Below are 26,420 nucleotides of genomic sequence, written 5' to 3' on the forward strand. Positions count from 1 at the left end.
TCGTCCCCCTCCCCCTTGTGGGGAGGGGTTAGGGGTGGGGGTACACCCCGCACTAGCCTCATCAGCACACGTCGACCCCGTAAACGGGGAGAAGGAAGCTCCTGACCCTCACATCTTGCAGTCTTTGGCGTAGGCGTCCTCATGGTCGGTGAAGCTGGTGGCGACGATCTTGTTGGTCAGCACGTCGCCTTCCTTCACCACCTCGCGGACATAGATGTCCTGGATCGGGTGGTTGTTGCTGTTGAACTTGAACTTGCCGCGCACGGAATCGAACTTCGCTTCCTTCAGCGCCGCGCGGAAGGCATCCGCATCCTTGACGCTGGCCTTGGCCGAAGCCGAGATGATCAGGTTCGCCGTATCATAGGCCTGTGCCGCATAGATCGAAGGCAGCCGCTTGTATTCGGCCTGGAAGCCTTCGACGAACTTCTTGTTGGCGGCGTTGTCGAGGTCCTTCGACCACGAGGCCGAGTTCTTCACGCCGACCGCTGCATCGCCGATGGCGCCGAGCACATCCTGGTCGAAGGAGAAGCCCGGTCCCATCACCGGCGTTTCCACGCCCGACTGCGCATATTGCTTCATGAAGGCAATGCCCATGCCGCCCGGCAGGAAGAAGAACACCGAGTCGGCACCGGAATCGCGAATCTGCGCGATTTCGGCGGCATAGTCGGTCTGGCCGAGCTTGGTGTAGACCTCGCCGGCCAGTTCGCCCTTGTAGAACCGCTTGAAGCCGTTCAGCGAGTCGGTGCCGGCGGGATAGTTCGGCGCCAGGATGAACACCTTCTTGTAGCCGGCGGTGTTGGCATAGTTGCCCATCGCCTCATGGAAATTGTCGTTCTGGTAGGCGACGTTGAAATAATTCTTGTCGCACTTGGCGCCCGCCAGCGCCGACGGGCCGGCATTGACCGAAAGGTAGAACTTGCCCTGCGCGACCGCATTCGGCACGACAGCCATGGCAAGGTTCGACCAGATGATGCCGGTGAGCAGATCGACCTTGTCGCTCTGGATCATCTTGTCGGCGATCTGCACGGCCAGTTCCGGCTTCTGTGCGTCATCCTCGGTGACGACTTCGATGTCCTTCACGCCAGACTGCTTGAGCGCCAGCATGAAGCCATCGCGCGCATCGACGCCGAGGCCCGCACCGCCGCCCGAAAGCGTGGTGATCATGCCGATCTTGAGCGGGTCGGCATATGCCATGCCCGACGTCGCCATCGACAGCGCCAGAATGCTTGCGGCAAGTATCTTCTTCATTCGTAGTCTCCCATTGTTTTCCTGAGTGGCATTTTCTTATTGTGATCAGAGTTCGGTGCGAACTTTCCAGAGTTCCGGAAACAGTTCAACCTCCAGCATCTTGCGCAGGTAGGATACACCCGAGGTTCCGCCGGTTCCGCGCTTCAACCCGATGATGCGCTCCACCGTGGTGACATGGTTGAAGCGCCAGCGGCGAAAATAGTCCTCAAAATCGACCAGCTTTTCCGCCAGTTCGTAGAGCATCCAGTGCTCTTCCGGCGCGCGGTAGATGTCGCGCCACGCAAGCAGCACGGCAGCGCTCTCCTGCCGGGTCTCCCGCCAGTCCATCCGGGTCGCATCCACGCCGACATCAAAACCCTGCCGCGCCAGCAGCAGCAGCGCCTCATCGTAAAGGCTGGGTGCGGCAAGAATGTCCTCGAGCTTGCCCAAAACTTCCGGCCGGTGCGCATGCGGCTTCAGCAGCGCATTGTTGCGGTTTCCGGCAAGAAATTCGATCGCCCGATACTGGTAGGACTGGAAGCCGGAAGACTGGCCAAGCGAGTCGCGGAACTGCGTGTATTCGCTGGGCGTCATCGTGCGCAGCACATCCCATGCGCTGTTCAGCTGCTCGAAGATGCGCGCCACCCGCGTCAGCATCTTGAACGCCGGCTGCAAGCGGTCCTCGCGGATCGCCACGATCGCCGAGCGTATCTCGTGGATGGCAAGCTTCATCCACAGTTCGGAGGTCTGGTGCTGGATGATGAACAGAAGCTCGTCATGCGCAGTCGACAGCGGCTCCTGTGCGTCGAGCACTTTTTCGAGATGGAGATAGTCGCCATAGGACATGCGCCCACGAAATTCCATCTGGGCGCCCTGGGCGGGATTGTCAGCCTGCGTCATGTGACCTGCCCTCATATGGCGAGGCTATCGTCGCCCCCTGCCTGTGCCCACAGGATTGCACTCCGCAAACTACATTTCAAGCATGAAATTTTATGATTAAAATATCTCTGCCGGACGTGCGCGCATCGGACTAATGAGCAGTGGTTTTGGAGAACAGGTTCAGGACCAGAACACCGGCAATGATCAAGCCCATTCCCGCAAAGCCGGCAAGGTCGGGCCGCTGCCCGTAGACGACCCATGCGACCAGCCCGACCAACGCTATTCCGCCACCGGCCCAGATCGCGTAGGCGATGCCGAGAGGTATCCGGTCAAGGACTTGAGACAGGAAGAAGAATGCCGCTGCATAGCCCAGGATAACCAGGGCCGAGGGGCCAGGCTTGGTAAATCCTTCTGCGGCTTTCATCGCACTCGTCGCGACGACCTCGCAGATGATCGCGAGGGCAAGGATAGCGTAAGCGGGCATGGGAGCCTCCGTTGAAAGGAGGCTTCTAATGATCAGAACCTCCTGACCTCGTCACGTTCACTTTCCTGTGACTGAACTGTCCGCCAACGGGCCTGTCGGAGATACGATCGCCCAACAAAAAGGGCGGTCATTGGCGACCGCCCTTTAATTTGAATCGCGCTTGGGAGGATGAAAAGCCGATCCGACTGTCAAAAATGATGCGCCTGAAGGGTTAACGAAACCTTAACGCACAATTCCTGGTTGCTTTTACAATCAACGCCAAAAAGACTGTTTGATAACTCGCCCTGCCGAGTCATATGGCGTGGTTTTCGAGAACCGGAGCGGAGCGTACATTTGGGTACGTGAGCACCGGAAGCGCAGAAAACTGCGTCAGATGGTCGGCAGGGTAGAGTTAGCAGGCGGTCTTTACGCTCCGACGGTCGCTTCCGTCTTGGCCGCCGAAACCGTCGCGCCGATATGGTCGACCAGCGCGTCCGGCAGCTTCAGCCGCCCGGCGAGCATGTCGAGGAAGCCGCGCTCGGCGCGGGTGTCCGGATCGATCGCAAGCCGCGCGGCCGTGTAAAGCTCGATCTTCTGCGCATCCGTATGGGCAGATGCTGCAAGCTGGTCGAGGTCCAGCGGCTTGTCGATTTCGGCAAGCAGGAAGCTCTCGGCCTCGCTGCCGACGCCTGAAAGCGCCAGCCTGTCGGCGATCTTCTTGCGCTCCGCGTCATCGACATGGCCATCGGCCTTGGCGGCGGCGATCATCACGCGCACCAGCGTCAGCGCGAATTCCGCCTCGCCCTGCGGCGCCTGCGATGGGTGGAAGCTCGTATCGGCCGGCGGCGGCAGCAGTTCCTGCTGGGCAGTGCCCGCCTGTTCCAGCTGCTTGCCGTTCTGGTAGTTCTGGTAGGCCTTGTAGGCGAGCCCCGCAACAGCTGCGAGCCCGCCGAGCTTCAGCGCCGAACCGGTGACCGCCCTGCCAGTCCCGGTGCCGAGCAGCACTGCGGCCAGCGCACCGGCTGCGAGCGGATTGTCCTTGGCAAGCTGCGTCGCCTGAGCGGCCTTGTCCCTGACGGTCGATCCCGTGCCGGGAACTTTCGAACCGAGCAGGTCATCGAGCAGTTTCTTGGGATCGAACATCAGTTCCTCCGGAGTTTATGCCCGTCTCTTCGGGCGGGTTTCGGTGTCGGTGAAGTAGGCAGTCGAAGGCGGCATTACAATGACGCGGGGCGTTTTTGGTAGGGGGATTAGCGGTACCAACCATGCAGTCGTCATCCCGGAAGCCGGAGCGAAGCGGAGGTTATCCGGGATCTATTGGTAGCAGCATCGTCAAGCGCGGCCGGTCCTTGCCTTGGCGCGCTTCAATAGCACAGCGGGAACTCAGTACCCGGCCGTGCTGGTCAATGGGTCCCGGATAACCTGCGCTTCGCTCCGGTTTCCGGGATGACGACGGAGAGGTTTTTGCTTCGCTCAAGGCTACGAAAGTGTGTGGAAGAATTTCATCCGATTTCTACCTAACCCATTGTTTTCCTTTAAACCTCACATTTATCCCCTCTCTTTGGCCTCGCGCATACTTGCCTCGCAAATCCGCCTCCAACGGGATCCCTGGTGCGCACCGGGGATCAGGGGGAAGCGTCGGCGTCCGGGCTGGTGGTGTTGCGGTAGCACTGCTGGGTGATGAGCCCCTAAAGCCCGGGTCTTTGGCTACGGCTGACCACACGAATGTGGAGGGTGAGGAGTGGTCCGCGCAGCGGACGAACGCCCGGAGCCCTAGCGTAGGGCAGGCGTTCACTGCACAGGTCGCCTTCATCGCAGCGGAACGGACGGGAACAGAAATCGCCGGCGGGGCGCGGAAGCTGCGCCACGTACTAAACATTAGGAAGGCACGGCCATGCGCCCCGCTTCCCACCCTCGTAAAGGGAGTTCTTTGACAATGGCCAGACGGTGAAAACCGGGCGTGGCGATGATGAAGTGCGCCTCTCCTTCTCCCCTTGTGGGAGAAGGTGGCCTACCCGAAGGGGAGGTCGGATGAGGGTGTTGGACGGAGTGTGGACGCCGGAGTTTCTTCCAACACCCCTCATCCGTCTTGGCGCTGCGCGCCAATCCACCTTCTCCGACAAGGGGAGAAGGAAACGCCTAACTCCCGATATGCTTCGCCCCGCGCTTCTCAGCCAGTTCCACCTGGCGCTGGCGCTCGGCGTAGCGGGCGCGATCCTCGTCGGTGCGGGCCTCATAGCAATGCGGGCAGGACACGCCGTCGCTGAACTGCGGCGAAAGCCGCTCCTCAGGCGTGATCGGGTGACGGCAGGCGCGGCAAAGGCCTATATCACCCTGTTCGAGCCCATGCGAAACGGAAACGCGCTCGTCGAAGACGAAGCACTCGCCCTGCCACAGGCTCTCTTCGGCCGGCACATCCTCGAGATACTTCAGGATACCGCCTTTCAGGTGAAAGACATCCTCGATGCCGAGCGATTTCACATAGGCGGTCGCCTTCTCGCAGCGAATGCCGCCGGTGCAGAACATCGCCACCTTGCGGCCCTCGAGCTCGTCGCGATGCGCCGCCACCCAATCGGGAAATTCGCGAAAACTCTTGGTCTTCGGGTCGACCGCGCCCTGGAAAGTGCCGATCGAAACCTCGTAGTCGTTGCGCGTGTCGATAACCAAAGTGCCGGGATCGGAAATCAACGCGTTCCAGTCCTGCGGCGCGACATAGGCCCCTGCCCCTTCCAGCGGGTCGATGCCCTCGACGCCCATCGTCACGATCTCGCGCTTCAGCCGCACCTTCATGCGGTGGAACGGCATTTCGGCAGCCGCGCTGTATTTGATCTCCAACCCGGAAAATTCGGGAATGGCTTCGAGCCAGGCGACGAGTTCGCCGATCGTCGCCTCGGTTCCGGCCACCGTGCCGTTGATGCCCTCGCGCGCAAGCAGCAGCGTACCCTTGATACCACGAGCGCAGCAAAAGGCGGCCAACGGCGCTTGCAGCTCGGCAAACGCTTCGAACCGGCAGAACCGGTAGAGCGCGGCAACGCGGAGGGCTTGGCGGGATGTGGATGAATTCATGGTCACCGCCAGTAGCTTTTGAGCGTTTTTGTTTCAAGCCCGGCGAAAAATACCCATGTTTTCATGATCTTGTATCAGCAGCACGCCGGCGGGCTTGTCACAAAACGCGCAAGTTTATCCCCGCCTGCGAAAACGCGGCGAGAATTGGCGGGCAAAACAAGGAGTGCCGCCGCAATGTTCAGCAAGGAAACCATCCGCGAAATTTCCGCCGTCGCAAAGTCCCTCGACATCGAACCCGCCGCATTGCTGGCCATTGCCGAGGTCGAAAGTGCCGGCAAGGCCTACGCTCTGGTGAAAGGTCGCAAGGAGCCGATGATCCGCTTCGAGGGGCACTATTTCGACCGGCGCCTGTCGCCCGACAATCGCGCCAAAGCGCGGACGCAGCGGCTTTCGTCACCGAATGCGGGTGGTGTCCCGAACCCCAAGACGCAGGAGGCTCGCTGGCACCTGCTGGAACGCGCGACCGCCATTGACCGCAAGGCGGCATATGAGTCCGTCTCCTGGGGCCTCGGCCAGGTCATGGGCACCCATTGGGCATGGCTGGGCTTCGCCAATGTCGACGCCTTGGTGCGGCAAGCGCGCTCGGGCGTCGCCGGCCAGACGAGGCTGATGGAGCGCTATATTGAAAAGAGCGGCCTGGTTCCGGCGATCCGCCGGCACGACTGGGATGCTTTCGCGCGCGGCTACAATGGGCCGGATTACAAGCGCCACGCCTACCACACGAAGATCGCAGCCGCCTACAAGCGCTACAAGGCAAGCGAAGCGGGCACCGAAACTGCGATGACCTCGTTGTCTGGCGACGCACCTGCCCGGAACTCGCCGACGGTCGCCCTTCCCGGGGCGCCCCCTGCCAAAACGGCACAGGCTGGCGGCTGGCGCGCAATGTGGAGGAAACTGGCGAACTTCCTCTGGAGAGGATAACAACAGGCAGTGCTTACGTGGACTTGCCGGTCGACGTCTGCTAAATCGATTGAAATTTCAGCCTGCCAAGAGAAAGCATGATGTCCAGCAAGACCGAAAAGCTCCTTTCCCTCCTCGACGGCCAGCCGGTCATCCCTGTTTTGAAGATCGACAATGTGGCGGACGCCGTGCCGCTGGCGCGCGCTCTGGCCCGTGGCGGCTTGCGCGCCATCGAGATCACGCTGAGGACGCCCGATGCGCTGGAGGCGATCCGGCGGGCAGCAGGCGAGGTCGAGGAGGCAATCGTCGGCTCCGGCACCATTCTCGACGCCCGGCAGTTCGAGCAGGCCGAAAAGGCGGGCTCGAAATTCATCGTCAGCCCGGGCGTGACGCGCGAGCTTCTGGCAGCGGCAGGCAATAGCGAGGTTCCACTGCTGCCGGGTGCGATCACGCCGGGAGAAATCATGGCCGCGCGCGAGGCCGGGCTGGATTTCCTAAAGTTCTTCCCTGCCGAACAGGCGGGAGGCGTATCCTTCCTCAAGGCGCTCGCCTCGCCTTTCGCCGGCATCAACTTCTGCCCGACCGGCGGCGTCTCCGCCAAGAACGCAATGGAGTACCTGTCCCTGCCCAATGTGAACTGCGTCGGCGGCTCATGGGTCGCGCCAGACAATCTCATCAAGGCCGGCAATTGGGCTGCCATCGAGGCGCTCGCCCGTGAAGCCTCTGGCCTGCGCAAGAGCTGAGTTTTCCATTCAACCGATACCGAGATCATTTCAGGTCTTGAGGGAAACAGCCCCTCACCCTTACCCTCTCCCCGTGAAGAACGGGGAGAGGGGGTCGCCAGCGTTGCGGCCATCCTCCTTCTCCCCGTTCTTCACGGGGGTCCGAGGGACGAGTTGAGACCCGTGACTCAACCCCGGTCGGTCCCGGCAGAGGGATGAGGAGCGATTCCACCTGAGCCGGAAAAGCTTTAACCCACAAACAAAAAGCGCCGGGCAAAACCCGGCGCTTTTTTTCGAGTTCGGCGTTGCCGTCAGTGGGTCTGGAAGCGCGCCACCGTCAGGAACTTGACCGCCTTGCCGGAGAAACGGTTGGCATCGGCCAGCTGGTTCTCGGCCTGGAAACCGGCGGTGTAGACTTCACGTGGCGCGGTACGCACGATGTTGTAGGCGAAGGAAGGTGCGCGTGTTCCGGCCGAAGCCGTCGTCACATAGTCGTTGTGCAACACCCAGCGAGCGGCCTGCGGCTGAGCCGCGACCACGACCGACTTGCGATCAGGCTTCGAATCCTGGGCGCTGGCGCGTGCCGCCTTGCGTGTCGTCTTGGCACCCGTATCGACCGCTGCAGCTGCAGAGGTGCTCGCGGGGCGTTCGGTGACCGTTTCGCGCAAGGCCGCTGCATTGTTGAGTGCGGCGACGCGCGCATGGCTTGCCTTGAGCTCCGCGTCCACCGCGGCGGCGTTGGCGGCGGCATCAGCATTGGCAGGCTCGGGCAGTGCCGGCCGCGCTTCGGGAAGTGCGGCCACGATCATATCGCGATCGGCCGTTTCCGGGCGATTTCCCGGCAGCGGCACGGGGGAAGCGTCGGCCATTGTCCGGCTCTTGCCCTCGGGCTCGGCCAGTGCCAGCAGGATCGCTTGCTGCTGGGCAGGCGTCGCCAGTTCGGATGGCGGCGTGTAGTCGGGACGGCGCGTCGGCAACGGAATGTTGAGCGCAACCTCCTGCGCCGGAGCAGCCGGCGTCTCAGCCAATGGCGCGCTCGCCATGCCGAACGGAACCTGTTCCGGCGACTGAGCAGCGGCAACTGCCGCAGCGACCTCGGTCTGTGGGCGCGGCGCCAATGCCGGTAGCGGCACGTTGCGCGTCGGCAGGGCGGCTATGATGGTTTCAGGAGTCTGCTCCTGCGGCCTCGGCGTGTCCGCGGCCGGAATATCGGCGCGCTGAGCCTCGTCCGGAGACAATATCTGGATGCCGGGCAACGAAGACTTGGCCGCCGGGGCCTGCGCTGCCGGAGCCTGCCTGACAGCGGCCTTCGGCGCAGGAGCGGGTGCGGCCGAAGCCACGACCGGGCTGCTGTCTTCATCGTCGTCGGCTCCACCGCCGCCACCGAAGAAGGCCGCGAGAAGCCCACCGGAACGCTTGCTGCCGCCGCTGCTGTTGCTGGCCAGGGCGATAGCCAGATCGCCCCTGCCCTTGCGGGCTTCATAGGCGGCAACCGCCTGCTCGAAGCCCGGCAATGGCTTGCCGTCGCTCGGCACATGCAGTGTCTTGCCATTCGGGAAGACCGCGACCAGTTCCTTGCGGCTCATGCGCGGCCAGTGGCGCACATTGCCAACGTCGAAGTGAACGAAGGGCGAGCCGGAGGTCGGGTAGTAGCCGACGCCGCCGGCCTGCATTTTCAGGCCGATCTCGCGAAGCTTCTTCAGGCGAACATCCGGGAGATAAAAGTCCATCGCCCTGCCGAGCATGTGCTGGCTCTTGTTGGCGACGCCCTTGCTGCGGCCGCGCAGCATGGAATTGGTGGCCGGCGAACGGTAGGCCGAAACGACGTGGATGTAGTCACGCGAACCGGAGGCCTTGTACGCCTCCCAGACCAGATCGAGAAGCCGCGGGTCCATCTTGGTCGGTTCGTTGCGGCGCCAGTCGCGCAGGAAGCGATTTATCTGCTGCAGGCCGGACTGATCGTAGCGACCGTTCCTCTTGAAGGTGATCTCCGCCTTCTCCTTGGTATGGATGAAGTAGAGCTTCAACGTCCGTGTCTCGGCACTTGCCGCGGATGCTGCCAGAGTGAGGAAACCGAAGGCGACCATCAATACCGCCAGCAAACCATGCCAGCCGGTCGTTTTGAAGAATCGCCGGGTTGTGAATCGCTTGATGCTAATCAAATCAAAAGGCCTTACAGACTGCCGTTTGTCCCCGGATTTGAATTTCCGGACGTGGAAAGTTACGTCCGAATATCGATCCTAATGGTTAATCACTGCTTATTGAAGTCGAAATGCGGTGACACCGTGGCATTATCCCGGCAAAATTTAAGCGCGGGAGTTCTTGGTAAACCGGGGGTTTATCGTCTGGGCCTTGCGTGGCGCTGGTTAAGAATTGGGTCAGGACACCAGGCGCTCGGCCCGACCAGTTTCCGGGTCGATACCATATTCCTTGAGCTTCCTGTACAAGGTCGAGCGTCCGATGCCAAGTCGTCGGGCGACCTCGCTCATCTGGCCGTTGTAGTGATCGATAGCCAGCTTGATCATCTCCAGTTCGACCTCTGCAAGCGACCGGACGTTGCCTCGATCGTCGAGGGCTTTCAGGATGCCGAAATGCGTCTCAGGCGCGATAGCCGGCGGCGCGATGTGCATACGTTCAACGTCGGATCGCACCAGCGCCTGATCGGAATCATCTATGGGTGCCTCGTCGGAGACAGCATCCTCAAGCCTGACGACCCCTTCCACCTGCGCCCTGATCTGCGGAAATTCTTCCTCGGTCAGAACGTCGCCTTCGCACAGCACGGAGGCCCGAAACACCGCATTTTCCAATTGGCGGATGTTGCCTGGCCAGTCATAGGCCTGAAGCATCGAAAGCGCCCGCGACGAGATGTCCACGACACGGCCGCGCCCATCCGACGGGGGCACCTTCGCCATGAAATACCGAACGAGGTGCGGAATATCGTCGCGGCGCTCGCGCAGCGGCGGCACGTAGATCGGGTAGACATTCAGCCGGTAGAAAAGGTCTTCGCGGAACTTGCCGTCCTTGACCTGCTGCAGGAGATTGCGGTGCGTCGCCGAGATCAGCCTGATATCGACCTTGACGGTAGCGCGCCCGCCGACCGGATCGACTTCGCCGTCCTGCACTGCGCGCAAGAGCTTGACCTGTACGTCGAGCGGCAGGTCGCCGATCTCGTCGAGAAACAGCGTGCCCGTATGAGCTTCGACGAATTTGCCCGTATGCTTCTCCGTTGCGCCGGTGAACGAGCCCTTCTCATGGCCGAAGAGAATGCTTTCGACCAGATTGTCGGGAATCGCACCGCAATTGACCGTGACGAACGGCTTCGACCGGCGCGCGCTCGAGCCTTGAATAGCGCGGGCGACGAGTTCCTTGCCGACGCCCGATTCGCCCTCGATCAGGATAGGGATGCTGGAAGCGGCAGCCTTCTGGCCGAGCCGGATAACCCGCTCCATCGCCTGGCTTCTGGTGATCATGTCCTTGAAAGTCAGCGTGCCGCCGCTACGGCTCGAGCGCTTCGCCTCGCTGCTCAGCGTCTCGATCTTCAAGGCATTGGCGATCGCCGTTTTCAGCCGCTCCGGAGACGCCGGCTTGACCACGAAATCGAACGCCCCATGGCGCATCGCAGAAACGACGGTCTCGATCCCGCCCTGCGCGGTCTGGACGATGACCGGAAGGTTGATGCCGCGCTCGCGCATCGCCGTGAGCACGCCGATGCCGTCGATGCCGGGCATTGCCAGATCAAGGATGACGACCGAGACGTTACCGCCTTCAAGAAACCTGAGCGCCGCCTCGCCACCATCGGCCAGCATGGTTTCATAGCCGAACTTCGTGACGGCCGCCTCCAGAAGCCGCCGCTGCACGGGATCGTCGTCGACTATGAGAACGCAAGCTGCCATGAATAATTCGGAGAATCGCACTAGAGATTGATTGCTGTCTGGATCAGACTGGCACAGGGTTCTAAATAAGGTTTCAAAAAAGCCGGTGAACGAAAGCTTTAAGAAAAGTCCGGCCTTCTCCTCGTCTGAAATCGGAAGGTAATTCTATGCGCATGGTTTCGGGGCGGAACGCCGCTCCACTGACCTCCGGCCACGCAGCCGGTGATCTTGGCGATCTTCCCGAATGGGATCTGACCGACCTCTATGCGGCCATGGATGCGCCGGAACTGAAACGCGACCTCGAAAAGGCGGCGGAAGACGCAATCGCCTTCGAGACTCGCTGGAAGGGAACGCTGGCGATCGAAGCCCAGAAAGGTGCGAACGGCCGGCTCGGCGAAGCGCTCCGCACCTACGAAGCCATCGAGGAACTGATCGGCCGCATCGCCTCCTACGCAGGTCTGATCTATGCCGGCAACACCGCCGATCCGCAGCGCGCCAAGCTCTACGGCGATATCCAGGAGAAGATGACGGATGCCAGCGCGCATCTGCTGTTTTTCGCGCTGGAGCTTAATCTGGTCGAGGACGAGCATGTTCTTGCCGCACTCGATGCCGACCCGGCCTTCGGCCACTACCGGCCCTGGGTGCTTGACCTGAGAAAAGACAAGCCCTTCCAGTTGGAAGACCGGATCGAGCAGCTTTTCCACGAAAAATCGATCACCGGGCGCGGCGCATGGAACCGCCTGTTCGACGAGACGATGACCGATCTGCGCTTCGACATCGACGGCGAAGAGCTGACGCTGGAGCCGACATTGAACCGGCTTCAGGATGTCGACGGCAATATCCGGCGCAAGGCCTCTGAAGCGTTGGCTGCCACCTTCAAGGAAAACCTGCGCACCTTCACGCTCATCACCAACACGCTCGCCAAGGACAAGGAAATCTCCGACCGCTGGCGTGGCTTCGAGGACATCGCCGACTCGCGCCATCTCGCGAACCGCGTCGAGCGCAGCGTCGTGGATGCGCTGGCTTCCGCCGTTCGCGACGCCTATCCGCGCCTGTCGCACCGCTACTATGCGATGAAGGCACGCTGGCTCGGCATGGACGTGATGAACCACTGGGATCGCAACGCGCCTCTGCCCGAGACACCGCAGGCGACGATCGGATGGGACGAAGCGAAAGACACGGTACTGTCGGCCTACCAGCGGTTCTCGCCGGATATGGCGCAGATCGCGCGCACCTTCTTCGACCGCCGCTGGATCGACGCGCCGGTGCGGCCGGGCAAGGCGCCCGGCGCCTTCGCGCATCCGACCGTGCCGTCGGCTCACCCCTATGTGCTGCTCAACTATATGGGCAAGCCGCGCGACGTGATGACGCTGGCGCACGAGCTCGGCCACGGCGTGCATCAGGTTCTGGCTGGCGGTCAGGGCGCATTGATGGCCTCCACCCCGCTGACGCTTGCCGAGACGGCCTCGGTTTTCGGCGAGATGCTTACCTTCCGCTCATTGCTAGACAAGACGACCGAGCGGCGCGAACGCAAGGCCATGCTCGCCCAGAAGGTCGAGGATATGATCAACACGGTCGTGCGCCAGATCGCCTTCTACGAGTTCGAGCGCAAGGTGCACACCGAGCGCCGCAACGGCGAACTGACCTCCGACAAACTCGGCCAGTTCTGGCTCGAAGTGCAGGCCGAAAGCCTTGGCCCGGCGATCAGGTTGCGCGAAGGCTACGAAACCTTCTGGACCTATATCCCGCACTTCATCCATTCGCCCTTCTACGTCTATGCCTATGCCTTCGGCGACTGCCTGGTGAATTCGCTCTACGCCGCCTACCAGAATGCCGAACGGGGATTTCAGGAGAAGTATTTCGACATGCTGCGCGCCGGCGGCACCAAGCATCACTCCGAGCTCTTGAGACCGTTCGGCCTCGACGCCTCCGACCCGGCCTTCTGGCAGATCGGCCTTGCCGTCATCGGCGACCTGATCGACGAGCTGGAAACGCTCGATTGAGCCGGGCAGATTTGGAATTCACCGGTTAAGAACGATGCCAGCATCCCCGTTCGTCCTGTTCCGAGACGATCCAGCCGGTCACGAACTCCTGTTCGACCGGCCGCACAAGATTATTGTCGCCGACACGCCGGAGAGCTTCTTCCCGGCGCTTGAAGAAGTGCAGGCAGCGCATGATGCCGGCAAATGGCTTGCCGGCTATTTTTCCTACGAGGCCGGCTATCTGCTGGAACCCAAACTGCGGCCGATCCTGCCGAATGGACGCCGTGCGCCGCTGATCTGCCTCGGCGTCTTCGACGGTCCATCGGAAAACGATCTGCCCGGCTTTCGCCAGCCGGTCACCAACGGCCCGATCTTCGATGCCCGCGCGACATGGTCGTTCGAGGACTACGAGAAACGTTTTTCGCGCCTGCACCAGCATCTGCGCCAGGGCGACTGTTATCAGGGCAACCTGACTTTCCCGATCCACGCCTCATGGTCGGGCAACCCGCTTGCCGCCTTCGACGCGCTGACCGAGCGCCAGCCGGTGAAATATGGTGCGCTGGTTTCGCTCGGCGATCCGATCATCCTGTCGCGCTCGCCGGAGCTTTTCTTCCAGATCGACGCCGACGGCTGGATCGAGACGCATCCGATGAAGGGCACAGCGCCGCGCGGTGCAACTCCGGAAGAGGACGAGGCGCAGCGGCACTTCCTGCGCAATGACCCGAAGAACCAGGCGGAAAACCGTATGATCGTCGATCTGCTGCGCAACGACATCTCGCTGATCAGCGAAGTCGGCACGCTCGACGTGCCGGAGCTTTTCAAGATCGAGACCTATCCGACACTGCACACGATGGTCAGCCACGTGCGCGCGAAGCTCCTGCCCGATCTGACGATCGCGCGGATATTCGCCGCCCTCTTCCCATGCGGCTCCATCACCGGGGCGCCGAAAATCCGCGCCATGGAAATTCTGAATGACCTGGAAGGCACGCCGCGCGATGCCTATTGCGGCGCCATCGGCTGGATCGCGCCTGGCGGCACGATGCGCTTTTCCGTCGCCATCCGCACCATCTCGCTCTATCCCGAGGGCGAGGCCGTCTACAATGTCGGCGGCGGCATCGTCTTCGATTCGACGGCTGAAGAGGAATATGAGGAATGTCTTCTGAAGGCCCGCTTTGCGACGGGAACCCGCCCGAATTCGAACTGATCGAGACGCTGCGCTGGGAGCCGGTGCAAGGGTTTATCCGGCGCGATAGGCATCTGGCGCGCCTTGAAGCGTCGGCGCGCGATCTCGGCTTCAGGTTCGACCGGGCTGCGATGGAGCGCGAACTTTCGGACAGCGTAAGCGGAAACACACTGCTCCGCATTCGCCTGACGCTCGACCGGCACGGCAGTGCGAAAGTCACCACACAGCCTTTCGCACCGCTCCCTGCCGACACCATCTGGAAGCTTGCCATAGCCAATGTGAGGCTGGACTCGACCGACATGCTGTTGCGCCACAAGACGACCAAACGCACAGCCTACGAGGCAGCGCGGGCGGAATTTCCGCCGGAAGCAGCCAATGAAGTAATCCTGTGCAACGAGCGCGGCGAAATCTGTGAGGGAACCATCACCACGCTCTTTGCCGATGTGGGCGACGGCTTGCTGCGCACTCCCGCTCTTCATTGCGGCTTGCTGGCAGGCGTTCTGCGTGTCGAATTGCTGGAAACCGGAAAGGCCGTCGAAGCCGTTCTGACAATTGACGATCTACACAAGGCCAAAGCGCTCTTCGTCGGCAATTCGCTGCGGGGCTTGATCCGCGCCCAACTCGCATGATCTTGTTTGCCCACAAATCCGGAGACCAGAATGTTCGTCGTTTCCCTGACCTATACCGCCCCGCTGACCGAGATCGACAAGCATCGCGATGCGCACATGGCCTGGGTCAAGGCCTGCCTTGACGAAGGTATCTTCCTCGCATCCGGCGCCAAGAAACCGCGTACCGGCGGCGTTATCCTGGCGCGATGCACCCGCGAAGTTCTCGATAAACGCCTACGGGAAGACCCTTTCGCCATCGCCAAAGTGGCCGACTATGACGTGACCGAATTTGTCGCCACCACTGTCAGCGCAGGGCTCGAAGCGCTTAGGGAAGCATGACCTCGTCCAGCTCTTCGCTCACTCACACGCCCTATGACGGCTCATCACAGCCCTTCACGATCGGCCTGAAGCCGCTCGACCCGCATGAATGGATCGAGATCGACGGCGATCTCGAAATCTATCTCGCCGAGAAAGATCGGCTCTACGAGACGCTGCCGGAAAAAGTCTTCGTCGAGGAGCCGGATACCCGCGAGGCGCAGCGCGAGGTGCTTGATCTTCTGACAATGCATCTGCCGGAGCGCTTTCCAAAAACCTACAGTCATACCGGCCAAGCAATAGAAATTCAGGCCCTTGGTCGGCGCATCGAGTTGAACGCGGCGGAAACGCCTCCGCTGCGCACCGCTTCACTGCTCGTTCCAGAAGACCTGATCCTGATGCGCAAGGGCGACAATGGCTGGCGGCTCGCCGCCGGATCACTCTGCTTCCCCTCGTCATGGTCCCTGACGGAAAAATTCGGCAAGCCGCTGCATGAGATCCACGAGCCAGTGCCCGGCTTCGGACCGGGCACACGGCCCGCCGAACTGATCGAGCGCATGTTCGACAGGTTGCAGGGGCAGGCCGTCGAGCGCTTCAACTGGTCGCTGCAGTCCGGCGACGCGCTCTATCATCCCATCTCGCAACGGCAGCGCATCGACCGCGCGACCATGCGGCCATCGAAGTTGTCAGACGACGAGATCGCCGCGCAGGCTTTCATCCGCGTCGAGCGCCAGACCCTGCGCAAACTGCCGAAATCGCAGGATATCCTCTTCACCATCCGCATCTACCTGAACCCGCTTTCGGCGCTGGTGAAACACCCTGAAAAGGCAACACTGGCCGCCTCCTTCGCCGGCCAGCTTGCCGGTCTCGACCAGGCCCAGCTCGACTACAAGGGGCTCAGCGCCGACCGCGATCGGCTGGTCACGGTCTTGAGCCAGATGGCCGACGCCTCCTAACCCTGTTGGCGGAATCTTCTTTATTGTGACGCCGATCTGTGATCTGGCACTCTGGCGACCGTCCGAAATACTTTCTGGAGGCGTCAAACAAGGAGCGTTTTGAAGAATGGCGAAAGAAAAATGGCCCGTTTACGGTGAGATCACAGGCCCAGTGGTGATGATCGGATTTGGCTCGATCGGCCGCGGAACGCTCCCTCTCATCGAGCGCCATTTCAAATTCGACAAGTCGCGCATGACGGTCATCGACCCGCGCGACACCGACCGCAAGCTGCTCGACGAGCGCGGCATCACCTTCCTGCACGAAGCGGTGACCAAGGAGAACTACAAGGACCTCCTGACCCCGCTCTTGACCAACGGCGAAGGCCGGGGTTTCTGCATCAATCTCTCCGTCGACACCTCGTCGGTCGAGCTCATGCGGCTCTGCCGCAAGCTCGGCGTTCTCTATATCGACACGGTCATCGAGCCGTGGCTTGGCTTCTATTTCGACGACAAGGCCGACAACGCCTCGCGCACCAACTACGCCCTGCGGGAATCGCTGCTGGCCGAAAAGCGCAAGCATCCGGGCGGCCCCACCGCCGTTTCCACCTGTGGCGCCAATCCGGGTATGGTCTCGTGGTTCGTCAAGCAGGCGCTGGTCAACCTCGCCACCGATCTCGGCCTCGAATTCGCCACGCCGGCGCAGGACGACCGCGACGGCTGGGCGAAGCTGATGAAGAAGGCCGGCGTCAAGGGCGTCCACATCGCCGAGCGCGATACCCAGCGGGCAAAGACTCCCAAGCCGTTCAATACGTTCTGGAATACCTGGTCCGTGGAAGGCTTCATTTCCGAGGGCCTGCAGCCGGCAGAACTCGGCTGGGGCACCAATGAAAAATGGACCCCGAAAAACGCCCGGAAGCATAAGAAGGGCTCCAAGGCCGGAATCTTTCTCGAGCAGCCCGGTGCCAACACCCGCGTGCGCACCTGGTGCCCGACCACCGGCCCGCAATATGGCCTGCTGGTGACGCATAACGAGGCGATCTCGATCAGCGATTTCTTCACCGTGCTCGACAAGAAGGGCAAGGTTTCCTATCGCCCGACCTGCCACTACGCCTATCATCCCTGCAACGACGCCCTGCTTTCGCTGGACGAGATGTTCGGCGCCGCCGGCAAGGCGCAACCGGTGCAGCATGTTCTTGACGAGAACGAGTTGGTCGACGGCTCGGACGAGCTCGGCGTGCTGCTCTACGGCCACGACAAGAATGCTTATTGGTTTGGCTCGCAGCTGACGCTGGAGCAGGCGCGCAAGCTCGCCCCCTACCAGAACGCGACCGGCCTGCAGGTGAGCTCTTCTGTGCTGGCCGGCATGGTCTGGGCGCTCGAAAACCCTGAAGCCGGCATCGTTGAAGCCGACGAGATGGATTTCGCACGTTGCCTTGAAGTGCAGTCGCCTTATCTGGGCCCGGTGAAGGGCTACTATACCGACTGGACGCCTCTAGAGGGCCGTCCGGGCCTGTTTGCAGAAGACATCGACACCAAGGACCCGTGGCAGTTCCGTAACATACTGGTACGTTAACCCTTTTTCATAAGTCTCTGCTATCCTCAAGCCCTTGCAATCGCCCGGAAATCGGGTGATTGCTTGATTGCGGACCGAGGAAGGAATTTTATCATGACGATTGCGCGCAAACTGTTTTCGGCGGCAGCTATTGCCGCAACCGCAGCCATTCTGGCTGGCTGCGTCAGCTCTGGGCCGGGTGGCGGGCCTCTCGCGGCGGCCCCGCAAGGCGTCGAAGGCGAATGGATGAGCACGGATGGCGTTGCCGTTTCACGCTTTGCCGGTGGCACCTTCCAGACCAACGCGCTCGACACGGGCAACAAGCTGGCTGAAGGCAGCTATCGCATGGCCGATAACCGCAATGTGGAAATCACCATGCGCTCGCTGATCCGCCAGACCACCAGCAACGTCAATTGCTCGATGGTCGCTGCCAACCAGCTCAATTGCACCAGCTCCGGCGGCCAGCAGTTCGTGCTGACGCGCCGTCCGGCGGTCGGCTGAGCCAGCGTTTCTGAGGGCGGGCTTTGATCGCTGTCATCGGCATAGTGCTGCTGGCCGCGATTGTTTTCGTGCCGCAGTTCTGGGTGCGGTCGATCATAGCGCACCACGGCAAGGATCGCCCCGATTTTCCCGGCACCGGCGGTGAGCTGGCGCGTCATCTGCTCGATGAACTGGACCTTAGCCACGTAAAGGTGGAGACGACCGAACTCGGCGATCACTATGATTCCGAAGCGAAGGCCGTCAGGCTGCTGCCTGCACACCACGACGGAAGGTCCGTTTCCGCGGTCGCCATTGCAGCACACGAAGTTTCCCACGCCTTGCAGGATGGTCGCGGCGAGAAGATGCTGGCGTTGCGCCACAGGCTGGCTGTTCTGGCGATAACCACCGACAAGATCGCATCAGTCATCCTGATCGGCGCACCTATCCTTGCCGCGCTCCTCCGCACTCCGGCGGCTTTCCTGGCATGTCTCGGCCTTGGCGTCGGCATGCTGGCAATACGCGCCATTGTCCACCTCGTCACGCTGCCGGTCGAATTCGATGCGAGTTTCGGGAAAGCCCTGCCAATTCTGCGGCGTGGCAAATATCTGAACGAGCGCGATATGCCCGCAGCGCGCCATGTCCTGCGCGCCGCAGCATTCACCTATCTCGCCGGTGCCCTGATATCACTGTTCAACCTTGCGCGTTGGATCAGAGTCTTGCGATAGTCCCGCCGCAACGCGGAGGGAGAACGCGATGACTGCTTTTTTCGATACGGCCGAAACCCAGGCCCCGGCCGATCGCGAAAAGGCATTGTTCGAGGCACTGCCTCGTTTTCTCGAAACCGCCACGAAAGCCGCACCCGGCCTTGCCCGGTGGCTGGGCGGGATTGACCTTTCCGCCATCATCAGCAGGCAAGCGCTGGCCACCTTGCCAGTTCTGAGAAAAGCTGAACTGATGGAATTCCAGCAAGCCAACCCGCCCTTTGGCGGCTTTGCCGATCCGGCAGCACTCGCCGGCAGCCGCGTTTTCCAGTCGCCCGGACCACTGTGGGAGCCTCAGGGCCTGAAGGCCGACCACGGGGCTGCAGCGCGCGCCTTCTTCGCCGCCGGCATCCGCCCCGGCGATATCGTTCACAACGCCTTCGCCTATCACATGACACCCGGCGGCTTCATCCTCGACGAGGGTGCCCGTGCGCTCGGCTGCACCGTGTTCCCGGCAGGAACCGGCAATACCGACATGCAGGTCGAGGCAGCAGCGAGCCTCAAACCGAGCGTCTATTGCGGCACCCCGGATTTCCTGAAAGTCATGCTTGATCGAGCAACCGATGCCGGCAAGGATCTTTCGTTCTTCCGCCGAGGATTGGTGTCCGGCGGCGCGCTCTTTCCGTCGCTGCGAACCGAATACCGCGAGCGCGGAATAGACGTCCTGCAATGCTACGCCACGGCCGAATTCGGTGTCATCGCCTATGAAAGTGCTGCGGGCGATGGAACACCCCTCCCCGGCATGATCATCAACGAGCATGTCATCATCGAGATCGTGCGCCCCGGTACCGGCGACCCTGTTCCTGACGGAGAGGTCGGCGAGGTCGTGGTGACCGGCTTCAATGCCGCCTATCCGCTGGTTCGCCTTGGCACTGGCGATCTCTCCGCGATCCTGCCAGGTGCTTCGCCATGCGGCCGAACCAACGCCCGGATCAAGGGCTGGATGGGCCGCGCCGACCAGCGCACCAAGATCAAGGGCATGTTCGTCGATCCCAAGCAGGTCGCAGACATCGTCAGGCGCCATCCCGAGATCGCCAAGGCGCGTCTGGTCGTCGGGCGTGACGGCGAACGCGACACGATGGTGCTGCATGTCGAGCCGGCAAACGGCCGAACCCCGGAAAAAGCGGCGCTCGAAGCCTCGCTTCGCGACGTGACCAAGCTCGGCGGCGACGTGCAGATCGCAATGCCGGGCTCGCTGCCCAACGACGGCAAGATAATTGCCGACGAACGCGACTACGCGAAATAATCGGTGCGCCGTCAACTATGGCTGGATTCCTCTTGCATCCGCCAAACCGCAATGTGAACATGCCCGCGAGCCGTGTTAAAAAACGGTCAAGGATCGGCGTTAAACGCCTCCGGACAGGATCACTCGGGAGACACCAAATGAAGAAACTCGTCGCTGCCGCAGCGCTCTCCGCATCGGCGCTCGCCCTTTCGACCGGGGCATCCTTTGCCGACTACACATTGAACATCCTGCACTTCAACGACTGGCACAGCCGTATCGAAGGCAACAACAAATACGAATCGACCTGCTCGGCAGAGGAAGAGACCAAGGGCGAATGCATAGGCGGCGCCGGACGGCTGATCACCGCCATCGCCCAGGAGCGCAAGAAGCTGGACGGCCAGAACGTCCTGCTGCTCAATGCCGGCGACAGTTTCCAGGGCTCGCTGTTCTACATCACCTACAAGGGCGCGGCGGAAGAAGAATTCCTCAACCAGATGAAGCTGGACGCCGTTACCCTCGGCAACCATGAATTCGACGACGGCGAGAGCGCGCTGGTGCCTTATCTCGACAAGGCTCAGTTCCCGGTGATCAGCGCCAATGTCGTGCCGAACGACAAGTCGGGCGCTGCCGGCAAGTTCAAGCCGTCGATGGTCGTCGAGGTTGGCGGCCAGAAGATCGGCCTCATCGGCGGCATCACCAACGATACGCCGGATCTGGCTTCGCCCGGCCCGAACATTGCCATCGAGGACGATGTCAAGGCTATCACCGCCGAGGTCGAGAAGCTGAAGGCTCAGGGCGTCAACAAGATCATCGCCATCACCCATATCGGCTACAAGCGCGAGCGCGACGTCATCGCCAAGATTCCGGGCATCGATGTCGTCGTCGGCGGCCACAGCCACTCGCTGCTGTCCAACACCGATCCCAAGGCCGAAGGCCCTTACCCGACGATGGTCGACAACCCGGATGGCCACAAGGTGGCGGTGGTGCAGGCGGCTTCCTATTCGAAATATCTTGGCGAGTTCAAGGTGGTGTTCGATGACGACGGCAATATCAAGGAAGCCAATGGCGACCCGATCTTCCTCGACAAGTCGATCACGCCCGATCCGGCAGTGCTTGCCCGCATCAAGGAACTCGGCGCCCCGATCGAGGAGTTGAAGGCCAAGGAGGTCGGCGAGACGGCAGCCGCTATCGACGGAAGCCGTGAAACCTGCCGCACCCAGGAATGCGCGATGGGCAATCTCGTCTCGGATGCCGTGCTGGATCGCGTCAAAGGCCAGGGCGTCGAGATCGTCATAACCAACGGTGGCGGCCTGCGTGCCTCGATCGACGGCGGCAAGGTCACGATGGGCGAAGTTCTCAACGTGCTGCCCTTCCAGAACACCATCGCGACCTTCCAGATTGCCGGCAAGGATCTCAAAGCTGCGCTTGAGAACGGCGTCAGCCAGATCGACGACGGCGCCGGACGCTTCGCGCAGGTAGCTGGGCTGAAATACTCCTTCGACAGGTCGGGCGCACCCAATGAGGGACGCATCAAGTCGGTCGAGGTCATGGAGAACGGCGCCTGGGCGCCGATCAACCCCGACAAGGACTACACGGTCGCCACCAACAACTATGTGCGCCAGGGCGGCGACGGCTACAAGATTTTCGCCGAGAAGGCCAAGAACGCCTATGACTACGGTCCGGGACTGGAACAGGTGGTGGCGGAATATCTCGGCGCCCATCAGCCTTACGCGCCGAAGATTGAAGGCCGCATCACCGAAATCGCACAGGCGGCCGCACCCGCTGGAACTGCTCCGGCCGACGCGACCAAGCCGGCCGAAGGCACGACCGCGCCAGCCGCTGGCACCACTGCACCGGCAACCGGCGCTGCGCCTGCCGCCAGTGGCGACGTGAAGCTGCCCGACATGCCGGCCGCCTCCGGCGACATCGCCAACCAGGCACCGAAGGTGGATGGAGGCACGACGGCGCCGGCAGCAGGCACCGCCGCAGCACCTGCAACAACCACTGCACCGGCGGCCGGAACTGCCGCGGCGACATCACCTGACAGCCACATCATCGTGGCCGGCGACACCTATTGGGACATTGCCCAGAAGGTCTATGGCGACGGCTTCAAGTGGAAGCGGATTGCCGAGGCCAACTCGAAATACACGCCAAAGCATCTGCCCGTCGGTGCGACACTGAATATCCCCGCTGCGAACTGATTTCGCGGTACAATCTTTTCGGAAGGCCCGCTCGGTTCGCCGGCGGGCCTTTTTCGTTGGGGGTATCCAATTGCCTGCGGCCAGACGTTGCATTGAATTCCCGGCGTCTGCCGCTAGTTTCCGCCTGCGCGGGAGAAACGCCGAATGAACCAGAAAAACGCGACCACACAAGCCGAGAGCACCGCAACGGGCCATGCGCCTGCCGGTCATCCCGCCATCAAGCCGCCGAAGATCGGCGTCATCCTTCTCAACCTCGGCACGCCCGACGGCACCGAGTTCGGGCCGATGTGGCGTTATCTGCGCGAGTTCCTGTCCGACCCGCGCGTCATCGAACTGCCGAAACCTATCTGGTATCCCATCCTCTACGGGCTGGTACTGACGACGCGGCCGAAAAAATCCGGCGCGAACTACAAGAAGATCTGGAACACCGAACGCAACGAATCGCCCCTGCGAACCTATACGCGCGCGCAAAGCGAAAGGCTTGCCGAGGCCCTGACCGACCTGCCGACAGTGGTCGTCGACTGGGCCATGCGCTACGGCAATCCCTCTACCGAAAGCGTCGCCAAGCGCCTCGTCGAACAAGGCTGCACGCGTATCCTGACCTTCCCGCTTTATCCGCAATATTCGGCGACAACGACCGCCACGGCCAACGACAAGCTGTTTCGCGCGCTGATGAAGATGCGCAACCAGCCTGCCATCCGCAGCGTTCCGGCTTACTATGACGAGCCGGTCTACATCGAGGCGCTGGCGAATTCGATCACCCGGCATCTTGCAACGCTCGACTTCGAGCCGGAGGTGATTCTCGCTTCCTATCACGGCATCCCCAAACCCTATTCGGATCGCGGCGATCCCTATCGGGCTCATTGCCTGGAAACGACGCGTCTGCTGCGCGAACGCCTGGGCTGGGACGAGAAGAAACTCACGACCACCTTCCAATCGCGCTTCGGCGCGCAGGAATGGCTGCAGCCCTACACCGACAAGACGGTCGAGAAACTTGCCCGCGAAGGCGTGAAATCGATCGCCGTCGTCAATCCCGGCTTTTCCGTCGATTGCATCGAGACGCTGGAGGAGATCGCGGTCGAGGCTTCGGAAATCTTCCACCATGCCGGCGGAAAGAACTTCGCGCATATCCCCTGCCTCAACGACAGCCGGGACGGCATGGCGGTGATCGAAGCACTGGTGCGGCGCGAATTGTCCGGCTGGGCCTGACAACGGGAACTCCCCGGTCGGAGCGGCGTTGACGACCGCCCCTTCCGGAGAAAACCCTTCCATGAACCGCAAGCTTGACTTGAGAACCGGCCGCCCCGTCTGGTTCGCTTACCGCTCGCCCGCGGTTCCGACGCAAAAGCTGATGCGAGATGTGAAAACCGATGTCCTGGTAGTCGGCATGGGCATCAGCGGGGCAATGATTGCACAGTCCGTGGCCGCAAGCGGACGCTCCGTCGTGTGCGTCGACCGACGCGGACCGCTCGAAGGCTCGACATCCGCCACGACAGCCCTTGTCCAATTCGAGGTCGATCAGCCGCTTACGACGCTCGCCTCTAAAATCGGCAAGGCAAAGGCCGAGCAGGCGTGGCGGCGATCGAAACTCGCCGTGGCCAACCTCGGTGCACGCATCGAAGAACTCGCCATCAAGTGCAGCCCCTCGCCAAAACCGTCGCTTTATCTCGCCGGCAATGTGCTTGGCCCGACAGCGCTTCGCGAGGAGGCTCAAGCCCGCCGCGCTGCCGGCATCCACTCAACCTATCTCACCAAGGCAGCACTTCAGAAAGAGTTCGGCATCGACCGCGAAGGCGCCATTATAAGCCACGACAATCTCGCGCTCGATCCGAGAAAGCTTGCAGCCGGGCTTTTTCTCAGCGCGCTCGAGGCCAAGGCTCGATATTACGCGCCCGTCGAAATAGCCGGCATGGAGACCTCTCGCGAAGATGTCGTCGCAGCAACGACACACGGCCCGACGATCACCGCAAAACATGTTGTTCTGGCAACGGGCTATGAACTGACCGATATCGTGCCGGCAGCCCGGCACCAGATCATCTCGACCTGGGCGATCGCAACACGACCGCAGAAGAATTCGCTATGGCGCGATCAGGCCTTCATCTGGGAAGCGTCTGATCCCTATCTCTACATGCGCACCATACAGGACGGTCGTGTCATTTGCGGCGGCGAAGACGAGGAGTTTTCCGACGAGGATAGCCGAGACCAGTTGATCGACGCCAAATCGGCGCGGATCGCAGCGAAGTTGAAGGCCCTGTTCCCGCAGTTGGACACGGAACCGGTATTCGCCTGGGCCGGTTCTTTCGGCACCACAAGCACCGGCCTTCCCTATATCGGAACGATACCGCAGCACCCGCGGATATTTGCGGTGATGGGCTATGGCGGAAACGGCATAACCTACTCGCAGATAGCCTCCGAAATCATCGTCTCGGCGCTTGAAGGCGCAAGCGATACCGACGCATCGCTTTTCGCTTTCGGCAACTGACGCGACGCCTGCCGAAACAATCAACCATCACGCGATTGTAACCGCGAGGAAACACCCTTAAGTGTTTTCGTGATGGCCGGCTGCACCGATGTTGCCGCGCCACACGCCGAATCTGAGGGAGAGCTACATGCCGTTCACCGGTCTCGACGTCCTGATCCCGATCCTGGTTATCCTTGTCCTTCTCTTCCTGTTTACGGGAATCAAGACGGTGCCGCAGGGCTATAATTACACCGTCGAGCGGTTCGGCCGTTACACCAAGACGCTGTCGCCGGGTCTCAACCTCATCATTCCCTTCATCGATCGCATCGGCGCCAAGATGAACATGATGGAGCAGGTTCTGGATGTGCCGACGCAGGAGATCATCACCCGCGACAACGCCATCGTCGCCGTTGACGGCATCGCCTTTTATCAGGTGCTGAACGCGCCGCAGGCCGCCTATCAAGTGTCCGGGCTGCAGAACGCCATCCTCAACCTGACCATGACGAACATCCGTACCGTCATGGGCTCGATGGACCTCGACGAGCTTCTGTCGAACCGCGACGCGATCAACGAACGCCTGCTGCGGGTGGTCGATGAGGCAGCCCACCCATGGGGCATCAAGCTCACGCGTGTCGAAATCAAGGATATCAACCCGCCGGCAAATCTCGTCGAATCGATGGGTCGCCAGATGATGGCCGAGCGCAACAAACGCGCGCAAATCCTCGCCGCCGAAGGCCTGAAGCAGTCCCAGATCCTGGAAGCCGAGGGCCGCAGGGAAGCCGCCTTCCGCGACGCCGAGGCGCGCGAGCGTTCGGCCGAGGCCGAGGCGCGCGCAACACAGGTCGTGTCGGAGGCTATCGCCAAGGGCGACGTGCAGGCAATCAACTACTTCGTGGCGCAGAAATACACCGAAGCGCTGGCCAAGATCGGTTCGTCGAGCAACAACAAGATCGTGCTGATGCCCTTCGAGGCGTCGTCCTTGATCGGTTCGCTCGGTGGCATTGGCGCGATCGCCCAGGAAGTATTCCGGCCGGAAGGCACGGCAGGCGCCCAGCGCCAGTCATCGCGGCCGCCGGTGACGCGTACACCGGACCAGAAGTGACACCGGCGCGGGTAAACGAACATGCTTGAACGCATTTTCTCCGAATTGGGCCCATGGAACTGGATGGTGCTGGGCTTTGCCCTGCTCGCGCTGGAGATTGTCGTACCTGGCGTCTTCCTGTTGTGGATCGGCATTGCCGCGCTGATCGTCGGCGCGATCTCCCTGCTGATCTGGGATGCCGGCATCTGGGTCTGGCAGGCCCAGGTCATCGTCTTCCTGCTGCTGTCGCTGGTTTCAGCCTATCTCGGCAATCGGGTCATGTCCGGTCGCAACAGCCAGAGCGACCAGCCGTTGCTCAACCGGCGCAGCGAACAGATGATTGGCCGGACAGCCACACTGACCGAACCGATCACCGAAGGCCGTGGCCGCATACAGCTTGGCGACACGATGTGGCGTGTTTCCGGGCCCGACCTTCCTGTCGGCGCACGCGTGCGGGTCACGGCCGTGGAAGACTCCGAACTGGTCGTCGAGATCGCCTGACACCGG

General features: G+C 61.7%; 23 protein-coding genes. 16 read left to right on the forward strand and 7 right to left on the reverse strand.

All coding sequences use genetic code 11. The features are described from left to right. Positions 1-108: 108 nt before the first annotated feature. The 5 genes from G6N74_RS24650 to trhO all read right to left on the reverse strand — a co-directional run bounded on the left by G6N74_RS24650 (position 109) and on the right by trhO (position 5,635). Positions 109-1,248 carry an ABC transporter substrate-binding protein gene (locus tag G6N74_RS24650; protein ID WP_165120657.1) on the reverse strand — a complete coding sequence of 380 codons (1,140 nt, stop codon included), beginning with the start codon at positions 1,246-1,248 and terminating at the stop codon, positions 109-111. Between the two features lie 45 nt (positions 1,249-1,293). Then, a complete protein-coding gene (gene kynA, locus G6N74_RS24655) occupies positions 1,294-2,127 on the reverse strand; it encodes a tryptophan 2,3-dioxygenase (RefSeq protein WP_165120658.1) in 834 nt (277 codons plus the stop codon). A 130-nt stretch (positions 2,128-2,257) separates the two neighbouring features. Beyond that, entirely contained in the window at positions 2,258-2,590 is a 333-nt protein-coding gene (locus tag G6N74_RS24660; RefSeq protein WP_165120659.1) for a DMT family transporter, read from the reverse strand. A gap of 405 nt (positions 2,591-2,995) precedes the next feature. Continuing rightward, positions 2,996-3,712, reverse strand: a complete 717-nt coding sequence (locus G6N74_RS24665) for a tellurite resistance TerB family protein (protein WP_165120660.1) — start codon at positions 3,710-3,712, stop codon at positions 2,996-2,998. 996 nt (positions 3,713-4,708) lie between these two features. Next, positions 4,709-5,635 carry an oxygen-dependent tRNA uridine(34) hydroxylase TrhO gene (gene trhO / locus G6N74_RS24670; RefSeq protein WP_165120661.1) on the reverse strand — a complete coding sequence of 309 codons (927 nt, stop codon included), beginning with the start codon at positions 5,633-5,635 and terminating at the stop codon, positions 4,709-4,711. A 174-nt stretch (positions 5,636-5,809) separates the two neighbouring features. On the opposite strand from trhO, the gene G6N74_RS24675 reads away from it, so the two are divergent. Further along, positions 5,810-6,556: an N-acetylmuramidase family protein gene (locus G6N74_RS24675; RefSeq protein ID WP_165120662.1), complete on the forward strand. Its 747-nt coding sequence runs from the start codon at positions 5,810-5,812 to the stop codon at positions 6,554-6,556. Between the two features lie 80 nt (positions 6,557-6,636). Next, positions 6,637-7,278 carry a 2-dehydro-3-deoxy-phosphogluconate aldolase gene (locus G6N74_RS24680; protein WP_165120663.1) on the forward strand — a complete coding sequence of 214 codons (642 nt, stop codon included), beginning with the start codon at positions 6,637-6,639 and terminating at the stop codon, positions 7,276-7,278. A 290-nt stretch (positions 7,279-7,568) separates the two neighbouring features. On the opposite strand, the gene G6N74_RS24685 is transcribed toward G6N74_RS24680, so the two are convergent. Beyond that, positions 7,569-9,344 carry a peptidoglycan L,D-endopeptidase MepK gene (locus G6N74_RS24685; protein ID WP_165120664.1) on the reverse strand — a complete coding sequence of 592 codons (1,776 nt, stop codon included), beginning with the start codon at positions 9,342-9,344 and terminating at the stop codon, positions 7,569-7,571. Between the two features lie 291 nt (positions 9,345-9,635). Next, positions 9,636-11,150 carry a sigma-54-dependent transcriptional regulator gene (locus G6N74_RS24690; protein WP_165120665.1) on the reverse strand — a complete coding sequence of 505 codons (1,515 nt, stop codon included), beginning with the start codon at positions 11,148-11,150 and terminating at the stop codon, positions 9,636-9,638. Between the two features lie 146 nt (positions 11,151-11,296). On the opposite strand from G6N74_RS24690, the gene G6N74_RS24695 reads away from it, so the two are divergent. The 14 genes from G6N74_RS24695 (at position 11,297) to G6N74_RS24760 (ending at position 26,414) form a co-directional block, all read left to right on the forward strand. Further along, positions 11,297-13,132, forward strand: coding sequence for a M3 family oligoendopeptidase (locus G6N74_RS24695; RefSeq protein WP_165120666.1), 1,836 nt, complete (start codon positions 11,297-11,299; stop codon positions 13,130-13,132). 34 nt (positions 13,133-13,166) lie between these two features. After that, positions 13,167-14,315, forward strand: coding sequence for an aminodeoxychorismate synthase component I (locus G6N74_RS24700; protein ID WP_165120667.1), 1,149 nt, complete (start codon positions 13,167-13,169; stop codon positions 14,313-14,315). Further along, positions 14,264-14,923: an aminotransferase class IV family protein gene (locus tag G6N74_RS24705; RefSeq protein WP_165120668.1), complete on the forward strand. Its 660-nt coding sequence runs from the start codon at positions 14,264-14,266 to the stop codon at positions 14,921-14,923. The genes G6N74_RS24700 and G6N74_RS24705 overlap by 52 nt, the downstream gene beginning before the upstream one ends. Positions 14,924-14,953: 30 nt before the next feature. Continuing rightward, on the forward strand, positions 14,954-15,241 hold the full coding sequence (locus G6N74_RS24710) for a YciI family protein (RefSeq protein WP_165120669.1): 288 nt from the start codon (positions 14,954-14,956) through the stop codon (positions 15,239-15,241). Beyond that, positions 15,238-16,173: a heme-dependent oxidative N-demethylase family protein gene (locus tag G6N74_RS24715; RefSeq protein ID WP_165120670.1), complete on the forward strand. Its 936-nt coding sequence runs from the start codon at positions 15,238-15,240 to the stop codon at positions 16,171-16,173. Before G6N74_RS24710 ends, G6N74_RS24715 begins: the two co-directional genes overlap by 4 nt. 106 nt (positions 16,174-16,279) lie before the next feature. Continuing rightward, positions 16,280-17,725 carry a homospermidine synthase gene (locus tag G6N74_RS24720; protein WP_165120671.1) on the forward strand — a complete coding sequence of 482 codons (1,446 nt, stop codon included), beginning with the start codon at positions 16,280-16,282 and terminating at the stop codon, positions 17,723-17,725. A gap of 93 nt (positions 17,726-17,818) precedes the next feature. Continuing rightward, on the forward strand, positions 17,819-18,205 hold the full coding sequence (gene omp10, locus G6N74_RS24725; protein ID WP_165120672.1) for an outer membrane lipoprotein Omp10: 387 nt from the start codon (positions 17,819-17,821) through the stop codon (positions 18,203-18,205). 23 nt (positions 18,206-18,228) lie between these two features. Next, entirely contained in the window at positions 18,229-18,909 is a 681-nt protein-coding gene (locus G6N74_RS24730; protein ID WP_205826848.1) for a zinc metallopeptidase, read from the forward strand. A gap of 28 nt (positions 18,910-18,937) precedes the next feature. Further along, positions 18,938-20,191, forward strand: coding sequence for a phenylacetate--CoA ligase family protein (locus G6N74_RS24735; protein WP_165120673.1), 1,254 nt, complete (start codon positions 18,938-18,940; stop codon positions 20,189-20,191). Between the two features lie 137 nt (positions 20,192-20,328). Then, positions 20,329-22,371 carry a bifunctional metallophosphatase/5'-nucleotidase gene (locus G6N74_RS24740; RefSeq protein ID WP_165120674.1) on the forward strand — a complete coding sequence of 681 codons (2,043 nt, stop codon included), beginning with the start codon at positions 20,329-20,331 and terminating at the stop codon, positions 22,369-22,371. A gap of 144 nt (positions 22,372-22,515) precedes the next feature. Beyond that, a complete protein-coding gene (gene hemH / locus G6N74_RS24745; protein WP_165120675.1) occupies positions 22,516-23,580 on the forward strand; it encodes a ferrochelatase in 1,065 nt (354 codons plus the stop codon). 61 nt (positions 23,581-23,641) lie between these two features. After that, on the forward strand, positions 23,642-24,853 hold the full coding sequence (locus G6N74_RS24750; protein WP_165120676.1) for an NAD(P)/FAD-dependent oxidoreductase: 1,212 nt from the start codon (positions 23,642-23,644) through the stop codon (positions 24,851-24,853). Positions 24,854-24,980: 127 nt separating this feature from the next. Further along, positions 24,981-25,934, forward strand: coding sequence for an SPFH domain-containing protein (locus G6N74_RS24755; protein ID WP_165120677.1), 954 nt, complete (start codon positions 24,981-24,983; stop codon positions 25,932-25,934). A 21-nt stretch (positions 25,935-25,955) separates the two neighbouring features. After that, entirely contained in the window at positions 25,956-26,414 is a 459-nt protein-coding gene (locus G6N74_RS24760) for an NfeD family protein (protein ID WP_165120678.1), read from the forward strand. The last annotated feature ends 6 nt before the right edge of the window (positions 26,415-26,420 follow it).

The sequence above is a fragment of the Mesorhizobium zhangyense genome (assembly GCF_011045115.1).
Lineage (GTDB): Bacteria > Pseudomonadota > Alphaproteobacteria > Rhizobiales > Rhizobiaceae > Mesorhizobium_M > Mesorhizobium_M zhangyense.